The sequence below is a fragment of the Pararhodospirillum photometricum DSM 122 genome (assembly GCF_000284415.1).
Lineage (GTDB): Bacteria > Pseudomonadota > Alphaproteobacteria > Rhodospirillales > Rhodospirillaceae > Pararhodospirillum > Pararhodospirillum photometricum.
Genome location: NC_017059.1, coordinates 3,266,059 through 3,284,313, shown reverse-complemented (window position 1 = coordinate 3,284,313; position 18,255 = coordinate 3,266,059). Strand labels below are relative to the sequence as shown.

9 protein-coding genes are annotated in these 18,255 nt (G+C 65.1%); 5 read left to right on the top strand and 4 right to left on the bottom strand.

Features of this window, described 5'->3' with window-relative positions:
• The first annotated feature begins 66 nt into the window (after positions 1 to 66).
• The 3 genes from ahcY to RSPPHO_RS14635 all read left to right on the top strand — a co-directional run bounded on the left by ahcY (position 67) and on the right by RSPPHO_RS14635 (position 6,730).
• Positions 67 to 1,470 carry an adenosylhomocysteinase gene (gene ahcY / locus RSPPHO_RS14645; protein WP_041795709.1) on the top strand — a complete coding sequence of 468 codons (1,404 nt, stop codon included), beginning with the start codon at positions 67 to 69 and terminating at the stop codon, positions 1,468 to 1,470.
• Positions 1,471 to 1,673: 203 nt separating this feature from the next.
• The gene (locus RSPPHO_RS14640; protein ID WP_014415994.1) at positions 1,674 to 5,840 is read left to right on the top strand and encodes a PAS domain S-box protein; all 4,167 of its coding nucleotides are present in this window, start codon (positions 1,674 to 1,676) and stop codon (positions 5,838 to 5,840) included.
• Positions 5,837 to 6,730 (top strand): GGDEF domain-containing response regulator, encoded by an 894-nt coding sequence (locus RSPPHO_RS14635; protein WP_014415993.1) that lies wholly within the window; start codon positions 5,837 to 5,839, stop codon positions 6,728 to 6,730. The genes RSPPHO_RS14640 and RSPPHO_RS14635 overlap by 4 nt, the downstream gene beginning before the upstream one ends.
• Positions 6,731 to 6,824: 94 nt before the next feature.
• Here the strand turns inward: RSPPHO_RS14635 and nifJ are convergent, their stop codons facing one another.
• Entirely contained in the window at positions 6,825 to 10,403 is a 3,579-nt protein-coding gene (gene nifJ, locus RSPPHO_RS14630; protein WP_173391153.1) for a pyruvate:ferredoxin (flavodoxin) oxidoreductase, read from the bottom strand.
• Positions 10,404 to 10,784: 381 nt separating this feature from the next.
• Here nifJ and RSPPHO_RS14625 point away from each other — a divergent pair, with 381 nt between their 5' ends.
• On the top strand, positions 10,785 to 11,093 hold the full coding sequence (locus RSPPHO_RS14625; RefSeq protein ID WP_041795707.1) for a hypothetical protein: 309 nt from the start codon (positions 10,785 to 10,787) through the stop codon (positions 11,091 to 11,093).
• Positions 11,094 to 11,152: 59 nt separating this feature from the next.
• Here RSPPHO_RS14625 and RSPPHO_RS14620 read toward each other — a convergent pair whose 3' ends face one another.
• The 3 genes from RSPPHO_RS14620 to RSPPHO_RS18140 all read right to left on the bottom strand — a co-directional run bounded on the left by RSPPHO_RS14620 (position 11,153) and on the right by RSPPHO_RS18140 (position 15,891).
• Positions 11,153 to 13,147: a PhoX family protein gene (locus tag RSPPHO_RS14620; protein WP_157879263.1), complete on the bottom strand. Its 1,995-nt coding sequence runs from the start codon at positions 13,145 to 13,147 to the stop codon at positions 11,153 to 11,155.
• 239 nt (positions 13,148 to 13,386) lie between these two features.
• Positions 13,387 to 13,851, bottom strand: a complete 465-nt coding sequence (locus RSPPHO_RS14615; RefSeq protein WP_014415989.1) for a hypothetical protein — start codon at positions 13,849 to 13,851, stop codon at positions 13,387 to 13,389.
• Positions 13,852 to 14,025: 174 nt separating this feature from the next.
• On the bottom strand, positions 14,026 to 15,891 hold the full coding sequence (locus RSPPHO_RS18140; RefSeq protein ID WP_014415988.1) for a PAS domain-containing sensor histidine kinase: 1,866 nt from the start codon (positions 15,889 to 15,891) through the stop codon (positions 14,026 to 14,028).
• A 393-nt stretch (positions 15,892 to 16,284) separates the two neighbouring features.
• On the opposite strand from RSPPHO_RS18140, the gene RSPPHO_RS14605 reads away from it, so the two are divergent.
• Positions 16,285 to 18,189 (top strand): methyl-accepting chemotaxis protein, encoded by a 1,905-nt coding sequence (locus RSPPHO_RS14605; protein WP_051013919.1) that lies wholly within the window; start codon positions 16,285 to 16,287, stop codon positions 18,187 to 18,189.
• The last annotated feature ends 66 nt before the right edge of the window (positions 18,190 to 18,255 follow it).

Below are 18,255 nucleotides of genomic sequence, written 5' to 3'. Positions count from 1 at the left end.
ATATCTTTATATAGACATCAGACGTCCCGGCTCGACCCGGGTGTCAGCCAGCAAGCGGAGCGACTGATGAGCATCACCGAAAGCAGGATTGCCGACCCGTCCCTGGCGGCGTGGGGCCGCAAGGAAATCGAGATCGCGGAAAGCGAAATGCCGGGTCTGATGGCGACCCGCGCCGAGTATGGGGCGCAGCAGCCGCTCAAGGGCGCGCGTATTGCCGGGTCCTTGCACATGACCATTCAAACGGCGGTGCTGATCGAGACCCTGAAGGCCCTGGGCGCCGACGTGCGCTGGGCCTCTTGCAACATTTACTCGACCCAGGACCACGCGGCCGCCGCCATTGCCGCCGCCGGCACCCCGGTGTTCGCGCGCAAGGGCGAAACCCTGACCGAGTACTGGGACTACACCCACAAGATCTTTGAGTGGGCCGATGGCGGCACGCCCAACATGATCTTGGACGACGGCGGCGACGCTACGCTGCTGATCCACCTGGGCGCGCGCGCCGAAAAGGATCCGTCCTTGCTGGCCAACCCGGACAGCGAAGAAGCCGAATGCCTGTTTGCCGCCATCAAGGCGCGTCTGGCCGAACAGCCCGGCTGGTACTCCAAGGTCCTGGCCAACATCCAGGGCGTGACGGAAGAGACGACCACGGGCGTGCATCGCCTCTACGAAATGGAACGGGCCGGCACCCTGCCCTTCCCCGCCATCAACGTGAATGACTCGGTCACCAAGTCGAAGTTCGACAACAAGTATGGCTGCCGGGAATCGCTGGTGGACGGCATCCGCCGCGCCACCGACGTGATGATGGCCGGCAAGGTGGCCGTGGTCGCTGGCTTTGGCGACGTGGGCAAGGGCTCGGCCGATTCGCTGCGCAACGCCGGGTGCCGGGTGCTGGTCACCGAAATCGACCCGATCTGCGCCTTGCAAGCGGCGATGGAAGGCTATGAGGTCGTCACGATGGAACAGGCCGCCCCGCGCGGCGACATCTTCGTGACCGCCACCGGCAACGTCGATGTCATCACCCTCGACCACATGCGCGCCATGAAGGACCGGGCGATCGTCTGCAACATCGGCCACTTTGACAACGAGATTCAGATCGCGGCCCTCAAGAACCTGACCTGGAACAACATCAAGCCGCAGGTGGACGAGGTCATCTTCCCCGACGGCCACCGCATCATCTTGCTGGCTGAAGGCCGCTTGGTGAACCTGGGCTGCGCCACCGGCCACCCCTCGTTCGTGATGAGCGCCTCTTTCACCAACCAGACCCTGGCCCAGATCGAGCTGTTCGCCAACAACGCGGACGGCAAGTACGAGAACAAGGTCTACACCCTGCCCAAGCACCTCGATGAAAAGGTGGCGGCGCTGCATCTGGCCAAGCTGGGCGTCACCTTGTCGGTACTGTCCGAGCGTCAGGCTTCCTACATCGGCGTGGACGTCGCCGGCCCCTTCAAGGCCGACGCCTACCGCTACTAATCCTCCAAGAGACCAAGGGGCCTGGGGAGGCCGCGCCTCCCCAGCCTTCTTTTCGTAAGGGGCCCCGATGGTATCAGCCCTCCAGGGATCCCCGCGCAAATTTCCCCTCTGATTCGCACGCCCTCCCCTTTCGCTAAGGGGTCGCCTATGCCATCTTTTGGAGGTATCTTCGGGAGGTATCTTCTGGACGGACACGGCGGGCGATGGGCATCACTGTCTCTTCCAGCGTGTCGATCCGCTGGGTCATTGTAACCTTGCTTGTGGGCGGCAGCTTGACCGGCGTCGCCGCTTTGGACTTGGCCCGTGGCAACGAAACACGGGCGCAAGAAGCGGTCACTGCGGCCGCTGAACGGCTCAACCATGATATTGTCGAACGCCTGACCCTCTACCAATACGGCCTGCGCGGCGCCCGAGGGATGGTCCTGACCACGGGAGAAACGGGACTGACCCGCGCCGGCTTTCGGCGCTATAGCCTGTCGCGCGACATCGACCGCGAGTTCCCCGGAGCGCGCGGCTTTGGCTTCATTCGCCGGGTCCCAGCCGACCAAGAGGAGAGCTTCCTCGCCCAAGCCCGGGCCGATGGTCATCCCAACTTTAGCGTGCATCGCTTTGCCACGCACCCGGGTGAGTCTTACGTGATCCAATACATCGAGCCGGTGGAGCGCAACGCTCAAGCGATTGGCCTTGACATCGCCTCGGAGGCCAATCGGCGCGAGGCGGCGCAGGCAGCCATCGACACCGGGGAGGCCCGAATGAGCGGGCCCATCACCTTGGTACAAACCACCGGCGCCCGCCTGCAATCCATGTTGATCCTGTTACCGGTGTATCGCTCGGGCCAACCCCCGGCCACGGTCGCCGAGCGCTGGGCCGAGGCCTTCGGGTGGACCTATGCGCCCCTGAACGTTAGCGAGGTCTTGAACCTCTTGCTCTTTGACCGCGACCTCTTCCTCCTCACCCTGAGCGATATCACCGAGCCTGGGATCCAGGAGGTGTTTTATACCAGCGCCCCTGGAACCCTGCCGGCCCTGTCTGCCCCGAGGGCCCGCCTGGACCAGGAGATTTTCGGGCGGCGCTGGCGCCTGGACCTCACGGCACGCCCCGCTTTTGCCGCCACCCTCAACCAGACCAGCCCCCTGCTGGTCTGGCTGCTGGGGGGAATCGCCAGCCTGGGCGCGGCGGCGCTGGCTGGCGCCTGGGCCAGCGCCCGGGAGAGAGCCGTCCAGATCCGCAACACCCAGAGCCGCTTGGCCACCATTGTCGAGACCTCGGGCGATGCCATCGTGAGCCAGTCGCTTGAAGGGCGGATACTCAGTTGGAACCGGGGAGCCGAGCGCCTGTTTGGCTTTACCGAGGCCGAGGCCATCGGCCAGACCGTGGCCGATCTGCTGGTTCCACCCGAGCGTCATCTGGAAGACGCCCGCCTGCTGGCCCGCGCCGCCCAGGGGGAGGAGGGGATCACAGCCTTTGAAACCGTGCGCCGGCGCCAAGACGGCTCGCTGGTCGAGGTTGCCCTGACCGCGAGCCCCCTGCATGACGACAAAAATCAAAGACTGGGCTTGGCCTTGCACCTGCGTGACATCGGCAGCCAAAAAGCCGCCGAGCGCCGCCTGACCAGCTTCAATGCCCACTTGGAACAGCAAGTCGCAGCGCGCACGGCCGAACTGGAGGCGGCCCGGCGGATCTTGCAAACCGTTCTCGATGCCGTGCCCTCCCTGATCGGCTATTGGGACCGGGACCTGACCTGCCGCTTTGCCAACAAGGCCTATGCCCACTGGTTTGGCGCCGAACCCGAGCGCCTCCAGGGGATCCCGCTGCGGACCTTGCTCGGGGATGCCTTCTACGATCAGAGCCGCCCCATGGTGGAGGCGGCGTTAAGCGGCCAGCCCCAAACCTTTGAACGCATGATCCCGCGCCCCGATAAGCAAGGGGTCTGCCATACCCTCGTCCATTATGTCCCCGAGATTATCGACGGAATCACGCGGGGATTTTACGTCATCGCCCACGATGTGACCGAACTGGTCGAAGGACGCCAGCGCCTCGCCGCCGCCGTGCGCGAAAACGAGAACCTGCTGGGGATCATCAACGAACAGCTTTTGTGCTCCGTGGCCGACCCCAAGGGCATTTTGCTGGATGTCAACGCGAACCTGTGTCGCACCCTGGGGTACCGCCGCGAGGAGCTTCTGGGCCAAAGCCAGCGGGTGCTTGAAGACGAGATCCATTCGCAGGGGTTCTGGAAAACGGTGAGCGACTCCCTGCTGCTGGGCCGGAGTTGGCGCGGCGAGATCTGCCACCGGCACCGGGAGGGGTCCTTGCACTGGATGGACAGCCTGATCGTGCCCTTCCTTGCCGAGGATGGCGGACTCGAACGAACCTTGGTCCTGCGCATTGACATCTCCGATCGCAAGGCGGCGGAAGCCGAGCGCGATCGGGTCAACCGCCTGCTCAGTGGGGTCCTGGCCTCGGCGACCGAGTTCGCCATCATCGCCACCGACCCCACCGGGCTCATCACCATGTTCAACACGGGGGCCGAACGCATGCTGGGCTACACCGCCCAGGAGGTGGTCGGCCGCGAAACCCCCGAGATTTTCCATTTACCCCACGAGATGGCCGCCCGTGCCCAGGCCCTGAGCCTGCGCACGGGCGGACCGGTCACGGGTTTCCGAACCTTTGTCGTTATTGCCGAACGCGACGGCGCCGAGACCCAGGAATGGACCTACGCCCGCAAGGACGGTAGCCGACTCCAGGTGTCGGTGGTGGTCACCACCATTCGCTCCGACGACGGCATTACCGGCTATCTGGGGGTGGCCCAGGACATTGGGGCCCGCAAGCAGGCCGAAGGCCAGCTGATGCTCTCCAAGCAAGCGGCCGAGGCGGCCAACCGGGCCAAGACCGAGTTCCTGGCCAACATGAGCCACGAGATCCGCACCCCCCTCAACGCCATCCTCGGCCTGGGCCATGTTTTGGCGCAAACCCCCTTAACCCCGCAACAACGCGAACTTCTCGGCAAAACCCAGGTCGCCGGCCAGGGCTTGCTCGCCATTCTCAACGACATCCTCGATTTTTCCCGGGTGGAGGCGGGCTTGTTGCTCCTTGATCCTCACCCCTTCCGCCTGGCCGACCTGATCAACACGGTGTTCACCATTGTGTCGGTGCCAGCCAGCGCCCGAAAGATCCTGGTCTCCCTCGACATGGCCCTCGACATTCCCGAGGTCATCACGGGAGACCGCACCCGGGTGCAGCAGGTGTTGATCAACCTCCTGGGTAATGCGGTCAAGTTCACCCCCCAAGGGTCGGTCCGCCTGCGCATCTCCTGGGACACCCGGCCCCAGACCTTGCGCTTTGAGGTGCACGATACCGGCGTGGGCATCGAGCCCGCGGCGCTTCCTTCCTTGTTCGAGGCCTTCACCCAAGCGGATGGCTCCACCACGCGTCGCTTTGGCGGATCAGGCCTTGGCCTTGCGATTTGCAAGCGCCTTGTTCACCTGATGGAGGGCAACATCGGGGCCGAGAGCGAACCCAACCGGGGCAGCGTGTTCTGGTTTACCCTGCCCACCCAAGGCCACGACGCCCCCCTGCCCTCGCCGCCTGTCCCCGACGCTCCGCAATCGGCCCCGTCTCGCACGCTGGCGGGGGTCCGGGTCCTGATCGTTGAGGATAACCCGGTCAATCAGGACGTCGCGCGGCGGATTCTCGACCTCGAGGGCGCGCGCGTCACCCAGGTCACCAACGGTGCCGAGGCCCTGGATGCCTTGCAAGCCGAACCCACGGCGTTTGACGTGGTGCTCATGGATGCCCAGATGCCGGTTATGGATGGCTACGAAGCCACCCGCCGGATCCGTCACACGCTGAAACTAGGGCGATTGCCGATCATCGCCCTGACGGCGGGGGCGTTGGAGGTCGAGCGCGACCGGGCCTTTGCCGCCGGCATGGATGATTTTATCGCCAAACCCTTCGACATCGACCAGATGGTGGCGATCGTGCGTCGCCATGCCGACACCTCGTCCGACATATCGCCCTCGGCCAAGGCCAAGGCCAGCGCCCGTGCCGAGGCTCTGGCCCGCCTTGATGGCGACGAGGACCTGTTTGAAGAGATCTGGGCGCGTTTTAACCAGGAGTATCGCTCGGAAGCCGAGACGCTCCGGTCTTTGCTCTCTCGCGGCCGCGGGGAGGAGGCGGCGCGCCACCTGCATGCCCTGCGCGGCGCCGCCAGTCAGGTGGGGCTGTCCGCCCTCGCCCAGTTGGCCGAAACCGCTGAAAGAATTGTGCGCGGGGGCCGTCTTGCGGAACTGGCCGACGCCCTCCAGGCCCTGGAAGCCGCCCTGGCGGACGTCCTTGCCCCCGATGTTCCGCCGTCAGGAGAGGCCCCATGACCGATGCCAAACCATTTCGCCTCCTCCTCGTGGACGACGACGAAGCTTCCCTCGACCTGCTTGCCTCCTTGGTCGCCCACTTCGGCACCCTGGCGCGCGCCCGCACCGGCGCCGAAGCGCTCGCCGAGGTCGCAAGCCATCTCCCCGATCTGATCTTGCTGGATGCCGAGATCCCGAGCCCCAACGGCTTCGAGGTCTGCGAGATCCTCAAGACCAACCCGCTTTATGCCGACCTGCCGATCCTGTTTGTCACCGCCCATAACGCCCCCGAGATCGAAACCCTGGCCTTGCGCCTGGGGGCTGTTGATTTCATTCACAAACCCCTCAACCCCGCCATCGTGCGCGCCCGGGTGCGCACCCATCTGCTGCTCAAGCAACGCACCGACGATTTGCACCGCCTCGCCATCCAGGACCCCCTCACCCGCTTGGCCAACCGCCGCGCCTTCGACGATGCCCTGGACCAGGAAATCCGCCGCGCCCGACGCAACGCCACGCCCTTGTCCTTGCTCATGCTCGATGTGGATTATTTCAAACGCTACAACGACCACTACGGCCACCCCAAGGGCGACGAGGCCTTGCGCGCCGTGGCCGGGGTCTTGGCCCGGTATTCGCGGCGGGCCGGCGAGATGGCGGCGCGCCTCGGGGGCGAGGAGTTTGCCGTGCTGTTGCCCGGCCTGAGCGCCGACACGGCGACCTTACTGGCCGAGCGCATCCGCGCCAGCGTCATCGACCTGGGCCTCCCCCACGCCTTCTCCGACGTGGCGCCGGTGTTGAGTGTCAGTCTGGGGGTTGCCGCCTATGAGCCGGAGGGGACGGCTCTGACCGATTGTGCGGATCAGGCCTTGTATGCCGCCAAAAAAGCCGGGCGAAATTGTGTGAGTGCCGCGTAGGGAAAAAAGAAAGGCTGGGGAGGCTCGCCTCCCCAGACCCCTCATAGCGTTATCGCGGGGTCTGGGGAGGCCGTGCCTCCCCAGCCTTGTTTTCTTACTCAGCCGCCTTGTCAGCCGCGTTGCTGGTCGCGGCCTCAAGACCGGCCAAGTGGCGCAGAAGGGCCCAGCGATGGTCGATCTCCCGTTCCGCCGCCGCCATCATGGTAGCATAGGCATCGGGGAAGGCCTCGCGGGTCACGCGGAAGCGCCCTTCGCCGGCCATGTAGTCGGCCAGACCGCGCTTGCGCTCGCTGGCGTCCAGGGTCAACCCGGGCTGGCCCGCCGCCTGACGGCGCGGGTCGAAGCGATACAGCGGCCAGTATCCGCTATCGATCGCGAGCTGCTGCTGGTTGAGGCCACACGACAGGTCATAGCCATGAGCGATACAGTGGCTATAGGCGATGATCAGCGACGGCCCGTCATACGACACCGCCTCGGCGACGGCGCGGATGGTCTGGTTGTCGTTGGCGCCAAAGGCGACCGACGCCACATAGACGTGGCCGTTGGCCATGGCGATCAGGCCCAGGTCCTTCTTGGGCAGCGGCTTGCCCGAGACCGCGAACTTGGCCGAGGCCGCCAGCGGCGTGGCCTTGGACTGCTGGCCGCCGGTGTTGGAATACACCTCGGTGTCCATGACCAAGATGTTGACGTTGCGGCCCGAGCTCAACACGTGGTCGAGACCGCCGTAGCCGATGTCGTAGGCCCAGCCGTCACCACCAACGATCCACACGACCTTCTCGACCAGATAGTCGGCCAGGGTTTCCAGCAGGCGAGCGGCCGGCTCCTGGAGGGTCGCCAAGGCCTGACGCAAGGCAGCGACGCGCTCGCGCTGGGCCCGGACCAGGACTTCCTCGTTCTTGTGGGTGTTGGTGAGCAGGCCCTCGACCAACTGCCCGTCCAAGCGCGGGGCCAGGATTTCCAGCAGACGCCGCGCCTCGATACGGTGCTGATCAAGGGCGATGCGAAAGCCCAGACCAAACTCGGCGTTGTCCTCAAACAAAGAGTTCGACCAGCTCGGCCCGCGGCCGAAGGCGTCGGTGGTGTAGGGCGTGGTCGGCAGGTTGCCGCCGTAGATCGACGAGCAGCCGGTGGCATTGGCGATCATCATGCGATCGCCCCACATCTGGGTCAGCAGCTTGAGGTACGGGGTTTCACCGCAGCCCAGGCAAGCGCCCGAGAATTCAAACAACGGCGTCATGAACTGGGTGGCGCGCACGTTGGGCTTCAAGGTGGCGCGATCGACCTCGGGCAGATCCTGGAAGGTCGCCCAGTTGGCCTTGGCCTCCTCCAACACGTCCTGCTTGGGCTGCATGGTCAGGGCGCGCTTGCTCGGGTCGTTCTTGTCGGCCGAGGGGCAAACCTCGACACACAAGGTGCAACCCGTACAATCTTCCGGCGAAATCTGGAAGACATAGGAACTGCCCTTCAGCTCGCCACCGCCGCGATAGGGCGCCGACTGCATGCTCTCGGGCAGGGCGACGTCGCCCGGCACCACCTTGGCCCGCAAGGCGCCATGCGGGCAGACCATCAAGCACTTGTTACACTGGGCGCACAGGGCGGGATCCCAGGCACAGATTTCGTGGGCAATGTTGCGCTTTTCCCAGCGCGCGGTGCCGGTCGGCCACGTGCCATCCACGGGGAAGGCGCTCACCGGCAGCAAGTCGCCCTTGCCGGCCAGCATCATGGCGGTGACGCGCTTGACGAAGTCCGGGGCCTCGTCGGCCACCAGGGCGCCCCGCTCGGCCCCGGTGATGGCGGTGCCCAGGGTGACTTCCTCCATGTGGGAGACGGCGGCGTCCACGGCGGCGAAGTTGGCCTCGACCACCTTCTGGCTCTTGCGGGCATAGGTCTTGGCGATGGCGTCCTTGATGGCCTGGATCGCCGCATCGCGCTTCAACACGCCGGCCAGGGCAAAGAAGCAGGCCTGCATGATGGTGTTGATGCGCCGCCCCATGCCCACCGACGCCGCCACCTTGTTGGCGTCGATGACAAACAGGCGCATGCGCCGCTCGATCAAGGTGCGCTGGATGGCCGCCGGGAGCTGATCCCAGACCTCGTCCTTGCCGAAGGGCGAGTTGAGCAGCAAGGTCGCCCCCTCGGCCGCCGCCTCGAGAACGTCGAGCTTTTCCAGGAACTCGAAGTGGTGGCAGGCAATGAAGCCGGCGCGCTCGACCAGATAGGGCGCCTTGATCGGACGCGGGCCAAAGCGCAGGTGCGACACCGTGGTGCCGCCCGACTTCTTGGAATCGTACACAAAGTAGCCCTGACCGTAGAGATCAGAGGCCTCGGAGATGATCTTGATCGAGTTCTTGTTGGCGCCGACCGTGCCATCCGAGCCCAGGCCGAAGAACAAGGAGCCCTCGACGTCGTCGGCTTCGATCGAGAAGCTCTTGTCGTAGTCCAGCGACAGATGGGTCACGTCATCGACGATGCCGACCGTGAACTCCTGGCGCGGGGTCTCGCGCGACAACTCGTCGAACACCGCCTTGGCCATGGCCGGGGTGAATTCCTTGGACGACAGGCCAAAGCGACCACCGATCACCACCGGCGCCTTGGCGGTCACCAGACCCCGGCTGCCGGCACGGTGCAAGGCGCCGACCACGTCCATGTACAAAGGCTCGCCCAGGGCGCCGCATTCCTTGGTGCGGTCCAGCACGGCAATCGCCCGGGTGGTCACCGGCAAGGCGGCGACAAAGGCATCCACCGAGAACGGACGGAACAGGCGGACCTTGATCACGCCGACCTTTTCGCCTTGCGCCGCCAGGGCCAGGGCGGTTTCCTCGACCGTCTCGGCGCCCGAGCCCATGACCACGATCACGCGCTCGGCATCGGGAGCGCCGGCGTAGTCGAACAGGCCGTAGCGCCGACCCGTCACCGCTGCGAAGCGGTCCATGGTCTCCTGCACGATGTCGGAGCAGGCGATATACCAGGGATTGCGCGCTTCCTGGGCCTGGAAGAAGGTGTCGGGATTTTGCGCCGTGCCGCGCACCACCGGGGCATCCGGGGTCAGGGCGCGGGTGCGGTGCGCGGCCACCAAGGTGTCATCAATCATGGCGCGCAGCTCGTCGTCGGACAGAGCGCGAATCTTGGACACCTCGTGGGAGGTGCGGAAGCCGTCGAAGAAGTGCAAGAAGGGCACCCGGCTCTTGAGCGTCGCCACGTGGGCGATGCAGGCCATGTCCTGGGCTTCTTGCACGGAGGCCGAGGCCAGCATGGCAAAGCCGGTCTGGCGGCAGGCCATCACGTCCGAGTGATCGCCAAAGATCGACAGGGCATGGGTCGCCAGGGTGCGCGCCGTCACGTGCATGGCAAACGGCGTCAGCTCGCCCGCGATCTTGTACATGTTGGGGATCATCAGCAGCAGGCCCTGGGACGCCGTGAAGGTCGTGCCCAGCGAGCCCGCCTGAATGGCGCCGTGGCACGCGCCGGCAGCGCCGCCCTCGGACTGCATTTCCACGACCTGGGGGACGTCGCCCCACAGGTTGGGCTTGCCCTTGGAGGACCACTCGTCGGCCAGTTCGCCCATGGTGGAGGACGGCGTGATCGGATAAATCACCGCGACTTCGCTCAATCGATAGGCGACCGAGGCACATGCCTCGTTGCCGTCCACCGTGATCATCCTGCCGTCGGTCATGGGGGGAATCTCCTGTCTGTCCTGCGCGTCTGTCAAATGGGTGTCGGGGTGCGGTTTTGCAGCGCACACCGGCTATGACACATGGGACCCTATCGCACAAGGGGTCGAAAGCGCGATTGTTTATTTCTTGAGGGGCGCGTGCCGGGTTCTAATGTTGCGTACACCGCTTCACACGGGTCGGCAAGGGGGGATGACGGCCCTCGGGAGGAGAAACCTACTCCCCTCTTGGGAAGGGTTCCAGGTAAAACCCGCCGTCAAAAGCCCTTAAATCTATGCCAGAAAGAGTACTCCCCTCTCCCTTCGTCGAGGGTGTGCAAAGACCCGCAACACTCACCCCTGCCGTGTAGCAAAGCCTGCGAAGGGACGCGAAAGGAAAAAACCATGCTCACGATGGAAGTCTGCGTCCGCGCCGATTTTCACACTGCCATCGCCCGGGCCACCGCCAGCGCGGAACGCTGCGACGGCTGGCTGGCGGGCCACACCTTGTATTCCAACGTGCGCGCGGTGTTGCTGGTGCATTTGCCGGGCCCGGCCTTGCCCAAGCTGGCGGCCACGTTGGCGGCCGATGGCTTCGTCCTCACGTCTGAGCCGCCGTTGGCGGTCAACGCTGACGATGTCGTGCTCTCGCTGGCGGTGACCGCTTTGCACGAGGGGCCCGATCTGCGCCGGGACGTGCCGGCGTTCGGGTAAAAAAAAGGCTGGGGAGGCAGCGGCCTCCCCAGACCCCTCGGACCAGAAAGGGGCGACCTTTAGCCGCCGATCTCGCCGCCACCCTTGCGGGTGATGAACACAACGGACGGCCGGGGCGGCATGCCCTCCTTGAAGTCCGGCCAGCGGGTGGACGGCGCGTCAAAGGTGCTGTCCTTGTCATCGCCGGGATGCTGGACACAGCAGAACATGGTGGTGCCATCGGGCGTCAGGAACGGCCCGCACATTTCGGCGCCGGTCGGGGTGGCGTAGAAGTGGCGGGTCAGCGCCCGGCCCTCGCCTTCGACATCGGCGGCCCACAGACCATCGGCGTAGCCGAACTTGGTGGCGCCGTCGGTGGAAATCCACAAGCGGCCCCGGGGGTCGAAGGCCACGTTGTCGGGGCACGACAGCCAGCCGTGTTCCGAGGTGGCCGGATGGTAGCGGGCCCCATCCTCGGGCTTGGCCGGATTGCCGCACAGCACGAAAATGTTCCAGGTAAAGAGGTCAGCCTCATGCTTGGCGGCCCGCCCCTTGCCGCCCGGCGGCACCATTTCCAGCACGTGGCCGTGCTCGTTGGTGGCGCGGGGGTTGGCGGCGTCGACCTGCTCGGCCTTGCGCTTGGTGTTGTTGGTGAGCGCCATAAAGATCGAGGCGGTGACGGGATTGGGCTCCACGTCTTCGGGGCGGTCCATGGGGGTGGCGCCCATCAAGCTGGCGGCGCGCCGGGCTTCGATCACCACATCGGCCTGGCTGTGGAAATCGTTCTCCGGGGTCAGCGGACCCTGACCAAACACCAAAGGCAGCCAAGCCAAGGTGCCATCGGCGGCGAACTTGCCGACATAGAGGGTGCCCTCGTCGAGCAGGTCCTTGTTGGCCGCCGGATTGGCGAGGTCCACCTTGTTCTTGGTGATGAACTTGTAGACAAACTCGAAGCGCTCATCGTCACCGGCATACACGGCCAGACGGCCATCGTGGTTGATGATGACGTTGGCGCCTTCGTGCTTGAAGCGTCCCAGCGCGGTGCGCTTGACCGGCACCGAGGTCGGGTCGTAGGGATCGAACTCGACCATCCAGCCGAAGCGGTTGGGCTCGTTGGGCTCCTTGGCCACGTCAAAGCGCGGATGGAAGCGATACCAGCCGTAGTCCGGCTTGCCGTTGATGCCAAGGCGCTTGTAATTGCGCTCTTCGGCGGGCGGCAAGGTGGCGCCGTTGAAATAGCGGTCGAAGTTTTCCTCAGCGATCAGAACCGTGCCCCAGGGGGTCACGCCGCCGGCGCAATTTTGCAAGGTTCCGATGACCCGGGTCCCGGTGGGGTCGGCGCTGGTCTTCAGGCGGTCGTGGCCGGCTGCTGGTCCCGAGACGCGAATCTCAGTCTCCAGGGTCGAAATACGCCGGGCATAGCGGCTGTTGGGCACCACCGACCACAGGTCGCCGTCGCGCTTGACCTCGATCACCGAGTGGCCGTGGGCGGCCATTTCGACGTTGATCTGCTCTTCGGTCTGGCTGTCGATGCCCTCGGGATCTTGACCCGACCACATCAGCTTGCGGTCCACGTACTCGTGGTTGATGGTCAGCAGGCCATGGCTGGAGTTGTTCGAGCCACGCTCCAGCGGGAAGTAACCCAGGAAGTCGTTGTTGTAACCGAACTGCTTGAGCTGCGCGGCGGCCGTCAGGTGGGTGGGATCGAAGGCCGGAGCCTCGGGCAGCACCGGATCACCCCAGCGGATCAGGACCCCGGCATGGTAGCCCTCGGCCACATGATGGTCCTGGTCCATCAGGTGGGGAATTTCCTTGAAGCTCAGGGTCGAGGGATTGGTCGCGGCCATCGCCTTGCCCGCCGCCCCCACGGCCCCCAACGTCGGCAGAACACTGATGGCCGTCAGAGCCCCCAGGCCCCGCAAGGCCTGACGGCGGCCGATCGGCGCGTTGGCCAGGGTCGCCAGCCGCTTGGAGATCACCTCCGCCATGGGATTGACCACATGGGGGTTGGAATAGGGTTCTTCAACGTCCGTGTCCCGGGAGGACACGACGCCATGGGCGGTGGTCTGGGTCATGGAAGCCTCGTTTTCGTGAAACCCGCCGGGCTGGTCATGGTCCCGACCCCGCGGGGGGCGGGGCGCAGTATGGTCACGCCCGCCCTGCGCGAAAACGTTGCTTCGATGAAGCTTCCCGGAAGACTTCATGACAAGACACAGGCTCGTCACATCAGCCCTTCTGAAGAAAGGAGTCCGGGGAGGGTCCCGCCGCCCCCGTCTTTTATCCTTCCTCCACGGCCCTCCGCCCAACCAACCCCCTACTCCGCCGCCGCCATGAAAGCCCCGGCCGGCGGCAGGGCAGTCTGGCACACCGACGCACACGGAGAGCCAAAGCGCGCCAACCCTCGACGCATCAAGACGCCCCCACGCGCGCCCAACCGAAACGACAGCCGGTCCACGGCCGGATCGCCCAGCCCCAAACCGTCTAAGGCGCTTTCAAGGACCTGGGCCAGCAAACGAGAGTCGGGCGTGTCCAGCGCGCTGCCCGGCGACCCCAGGACCAACGGCGGCGTGGCATGAACGGCCGCCACCACCAACAAGCCATCAAGCGCCACCACCACGTCGCCCAGGCCGGCGGCGCACAGTCGGCGCACCATTCCGGCCGGAAAGCCGCCCGAACAGCCCGGGCGGCGCTCCCAGCACCGCGCGGCCTCGACCAACAACGCTCCGCGGGCGCCGTCTTGCTCCAAACGCCCTTTCCCCGTCCCGATCCCACGTCCCATCGCCTTGTCCTCTTTCGCCCCTGCCGCCGGACACCCCGGGTCCGGTGGGGTCTTTATACCGATATTGAGAAGCGCTCGCAACACCAAAGGGCATCCCACACCAAGCCGTTCCCCGCTGGAGGCACAACAAAAGAGGACGGCTGGGAAAGCTCGCCTCCCCAGACCCCTCCTTCCTTAAGAACCAGATGTAGGGCTGGGGGCCGCGTCCTCGAGAGCGCGGGGAATACAAAAATGAAAGACGGTGCCCCCGGCCGGGTTAGGTTCGTACCAGATGTCGCCACCATGGCGCTGGATGATGCGCTTGGCGATGGTCAGACCAATGCCGGTTCCGGGATAGCGCTCTCCCCCATGCAGCCGACGAAAGATCTCGAAGATATCCTGGCTGGTTTCGGCGATGCCAATGCCGTTGTCGGCGATCGAAAACCGCCACTCGTCCCCGGCCTGACCGGCTGAAACGACGATATGGCAAGGGGCCGAGTCGCTGCGGAACTTGAGAGCATTGCCGATGAGATTCTGAAAAACTTGCATGATCTGGACCGGATCACCGGTAATGCTGGGCAACGGCTCGACGGTGATCGTGGCCTTGGCGTCCTCGATGCTTTCGCGCAGGTTCTGAAGAGCGACCTTGCAGGCGTCGGTGGTGTCCACAGCCTTGAAAAGCCCCCCGTTGTCGGAAATACGGGAGTAGGCGAGCAAATCACCGATCAAGGTGTGCATGCGCGTTGCCCCGGCCACGATCAGGGCAATAAACGCGTCGGCATCGGCGTCGAGACGCCCCTGGTAGCGCCGTTGCAAGAGCTGGGTAAACGAGGCAATGGTGCGCAGCGGCTCGCGCAGATCGTGGGAAGCCACGTAGGCAAAGCGTTCGAGTTCGGTGTTGGTTTCGGTCAGCCGGGTGATGAGGGCTTGGGTTTCCGCCTCGCGCGCGCGTCGCTCGCTCACGTCTTGCAAAATGCCGATCCCGCCGCTGACCTCGCCTTGTTCGGTGCGCAAGGGCGAACAGAGCAGATAAATCTGGCGTCCCGTGGGCAGGGGACCTTCGAACGCGCCGGAGCGTCCTTCTAGCGAGGCGCCGATCACGGCGTGCTGGGCCGGGTCCGGCAGGATCTTGAGGCCGTACTCTTGCGCTGCCTCCGGGCTGACCTGAAGAATATCATAGAAACGATGGTTACAGTAGCTTATATCTCGACCATTCCTATAATAAAAAATTCCAGCCGGAGAGCTATCGAGCAAAGAATGATAATATTGCTCGCTGGCTTTGAGGCGGTTAATCGCCTCTATTTCTGAGGTAATGTCATTGAACATGCACGCAAACTGGTTTCGCCCCAACGGATAGGCGACCACTTCAAAGCATTTGCCAATCACCCCGGCATGGTGAACGAACTGGATGGGGGCGTTATCCCGCACCACGGCGGCATAGGTCTCGATCCAAAACAGCTCGGTTTCGGGCATGATCTCGAGCACGGTTCGCTCCAAGATCTCCTCGCGCCGCAAGCCGGTCAGACGCTCGAAGGCGCTGTTGACCTCGAGAAAACGATAATCGACAGGCTTGCCATCGGGCCCCACGACCAATTCGTGGCGGGCAAACCCACTAAGCATGTTCTCGAACAGCGTGTGGTACTGGTGCTCGCGCAAACACAAGCGCTCGCGGGTAGTCCGCTCCTCGGTCACGTCGGTGCCTTCGGCCAGCAAAGTGTCCCCCAGAGGGTGGAGCCGAAGATCAATGACGTGGAGCGCTCCCTCGGCATCCTTCCACACAGCGTCGGCCCGGGCACTCCGGCCGGCAACGGTGCTGCGCGGGCGCAAGGTGGCCACCGCCGCCTGATCGCGCCACCAAGGCAAAGACCAGAAGTCGCGCCCCACCACGCTGTCGCGACTGGTTCGCATCAGGGAAAGGGCGGCGCGATTGAGATCCAGAACGCTTCCGTCGAGTGCCAACAAAAGGTAGACGGTATCGGTCGTCGCGAACAGCGAAGAGAGCTGCGCACCAGCACCGGCACCGTCCAAGCAGGCCGAGCGCGGGGTCGAGCCATCAATCATGGCGTGTCTCTCCGAATCGGAGCAAAAGATCTCAAAAACCTCTCTCTTTTATACCGCCTTTCCCGCGATGGTGCAGCGTCTTCTCGCGGCGAGGGGTTTCCTTTCACGCGAAATTCCTCGGGGCGGATCGACACTCACAAAAAAACCGCAAAATGGTTTTGACTATTGCGTGGGTTCCTCCACCCCTTGGGGGGAGCTTTTGCAAATTGGCTGCTCGCTTTGGCGCAAAACAGCGAGGAAATTGTGATGACATCAGAACGACCCTGGGGTTTGTCCGTTTCGACTAGTCTTTGGGTGGCCGTGCTGGTTCCCCTCGCTGTCCTTTTGTCTGTGTTGTGTTACGATTTAAATGTTGCTTACCAGCGGTACACCAGTGTTTCGCATCTTCAGAAGATGGTCGAGGCCTCGGCACACCTGGGGGCCCTGGTCCACGAGTTGCAAAAAGAGCGCGGCAGCACCGCCTTGTACCTCGGCAGCAAGGGCCAGCAGTTCCGCGACCCCCTTGAAGCCCAGCACAAAGCCACCTCCCAGACCGTCGGCGCCCTCGAGGAGGCTCTCCAGGCTCTGGGGCCGCAGACCACCAGCGAGGCGATCGGGCGCGCCCGCCAGGATCTCGGGCGGCTGGCCCAGGTGCGCGAAACCTCTTTGTCCGTCTCCCTACCCCCGGCCGAGTCGTTTGCCTATTATTCCGGCCTGATCGACGCCCTCCTTGACGCCACCAACCTGATGGCGCGCGAAGCCGGAGATGGCCCCTTGCAAACCCGGGCCACCGCCTTGATGCTCTTCTTGCGGGGGAAGGAACTGGCCGGCCAGGAGCGGGCCGTGGGCGCCCAGGGCTTTGGCGCCGGGCGCTTCGATCCCGGACTGTATCGCCGCTTCCTGGCCCTTGGGGCGTCACAAGATGCCCTGTTCGATAGCTTCTTGCATCTGGCCGAGCCCGCGCTGGCCGACACCTATGCCCGTCTGGTGGCCGGAGCGGATCAAGAAGCGGTCGAGGCCCTGCGCCGCCTCGTCGCCGAGGGCGGCCTGATGGGCGTCTTCAAGGGCGCCACAGGCCCCGGGTGGTTTGCCACCGCCTCCCAGCGCATCAACCACATGAAAGAGGTCGAAGAGACCCTGATCGGCGACCTGCGGACCCAAACCAGCGCCGTGATCACCCGCGAGCGCCAGGCCTTCGTCTGGCTGCTGGCCGGCGCCGGCGCGAGTCTGCTGGCCAGCGCCGCCGTGGCCTTTGTCCTGCTGCGCCACCTGCTGGGCCGGATCCGCGGCCTGACCCAGGCCACGGTGAGCTTGGCCGAGGGCGGCCTTGCGACTCACGTTCCCGGCACCGGACGGGGCGACGACCTGGGCGCCATGGCCCGGGCCTTGGAGGTCTTCCGCCAGCGCTTGCAAGAGGGCGAGACCCTCAAGGCCGACCGCGACGCCGAACGCCTGGCCGCCGAACAGGAACGCCAAGCCCTGCTCCAACGCATGGGCGAAACCCTGGAGCGCGAAGTCTCCTCGGTGACCCACGCCATCGCCACCAGCGCCGAGTCCCTGGAAGCCGCCGCGCGCACCTTGTCGCGGGTGGCCCAGCAAGGCGGCGAACAGGCGACCGCTGTCTCGGCCGCCGCCTTGCAAACCAGCGGCAATGTGCAAACCGTGGCCGGCGCCGCCGACGAATTGTCGGCCTCCATCCAGGAAATCGCCCGGCGCGTCGAGGAAAGCGCCGACATCGCCCGTACCGCCGCCCAGGAAGCGCGCCAAACCAACGACCACGTGACCTCCCTCGCCCAGGCCGCCGGGCGCATCGGCACGGTGGTCGATCTCATCGCCTCCATCGCCGCCCAAACCAATCTGCTGGCCCTCAACGCCACCATTGAGGCCGCCCGCGCCGGCGAGGCCGGCAAAGGCTTCGCCGTGGTCGCCGGCGAGGTCAAGGCCCTGGCCACCCAGACCCAGCGGGCCACCGCCGACATCCACGATCAAATCGAAAACATGCGGGCTGTCACCCAGGGCGTGGTCGCCGCCATGGCCCAAATCGGCGGCACCATCGACCGCATCAACACCTTGAGCGCCGAAATCGCCGGAGCCGTCGGCCAGCAAGACGCCGCCACCCAGGAAATCGCCCGCACCATCCAGGAGGCCAGCGGCGGCACCCAGGAAGTCAGCCAAGCCGTGGTCGGCGTCCAGGCCGGGGTCCGCGACACCGGCACCTCGGCCCACCATGTCCTCACCGCCGCCGAAACCCTGGCCCAGCAAAACCAAACCCTGCGCAAGCAACTCGCCCACTTCCTGGACACCCTGCGCGCGGCTTGAGGGGACGCGGGGGGGGTGTTTGCCTCGGCGACGCGGGGCGGCAGCCCCGTATCGTCGAAGTAAGCC

What these genes read in the sequence shown, in the direction of transcription:
- RSPPHO_RS14620 (WP_157879263.1), bottom strand. Translation starts at nt 13,147, where the DNA reads ATGACCCAGACCACCGCCCATGGCGTCGTGTCCTCCCGGGACACGGAC.
- RSPPHO_RS14625 (WP_041795707.1), top strand. Translation starts at nt 10,785, where the DNA reads ATGCTCACGATGGAAGTCTGCGTCCGCGCCGATTTTCACACTGCCATC.
- RSPPHO_RS18140 (WP_014415988.1), bottom strand. Translation starts at nt 15,891, where the DNA reads ATGATTGATGGCTCGACCCCGCGCTCGGCCTGCTTGGACGGTGCCGGT.
- RSPPHO_RS14615 (WP_014415989.1), bottom strand. Translation starts at nt 13,851, where the DNA reads ATGGGACGTGGGATCGGGACGGGGAAAGGGCGTTTGGAGCAAGACGGC.
- RSPPHO_RS14605 (WP_051013919.1), top strand. Translation starts at nt 16,285, where the DNA reads ATGGTCGAGGCCTCGGCACACCTGGGGGCCCTGGTCCACGAGTTGCAA.
- RSPPHO_RS14635 (WP_014415993.1), top strand. Translation starts at nt 5,837, where the DNA reads ATGACCGATGCCAAACCATTTCGCCTCCTCCTCGTGGACGACGACGAA.
- RSPPHO_RS14640 (WP_014415994.1), top strand. Translation starts at nt 1,674, where the DNA reads ATGGGCATCACTGTCTCTTCCAGCGTGTCGATCCGCTGGGTCATTGTA.
- nifJ (WP_173391153.1), bottom strand. Translation starts at nt 10,403, where the DNA reads ATGACCGACGGCAGGATGATCACGGTGGACGGCAACGAGGCATGTGCC.
- ahcY (WP_041795709.1), top strand. Translation starts at nt 67, where the DNA reads ATGAGCATCACCGAAAGCAGGATTGCCGACCCGTCCCTGGCGGCGTGG.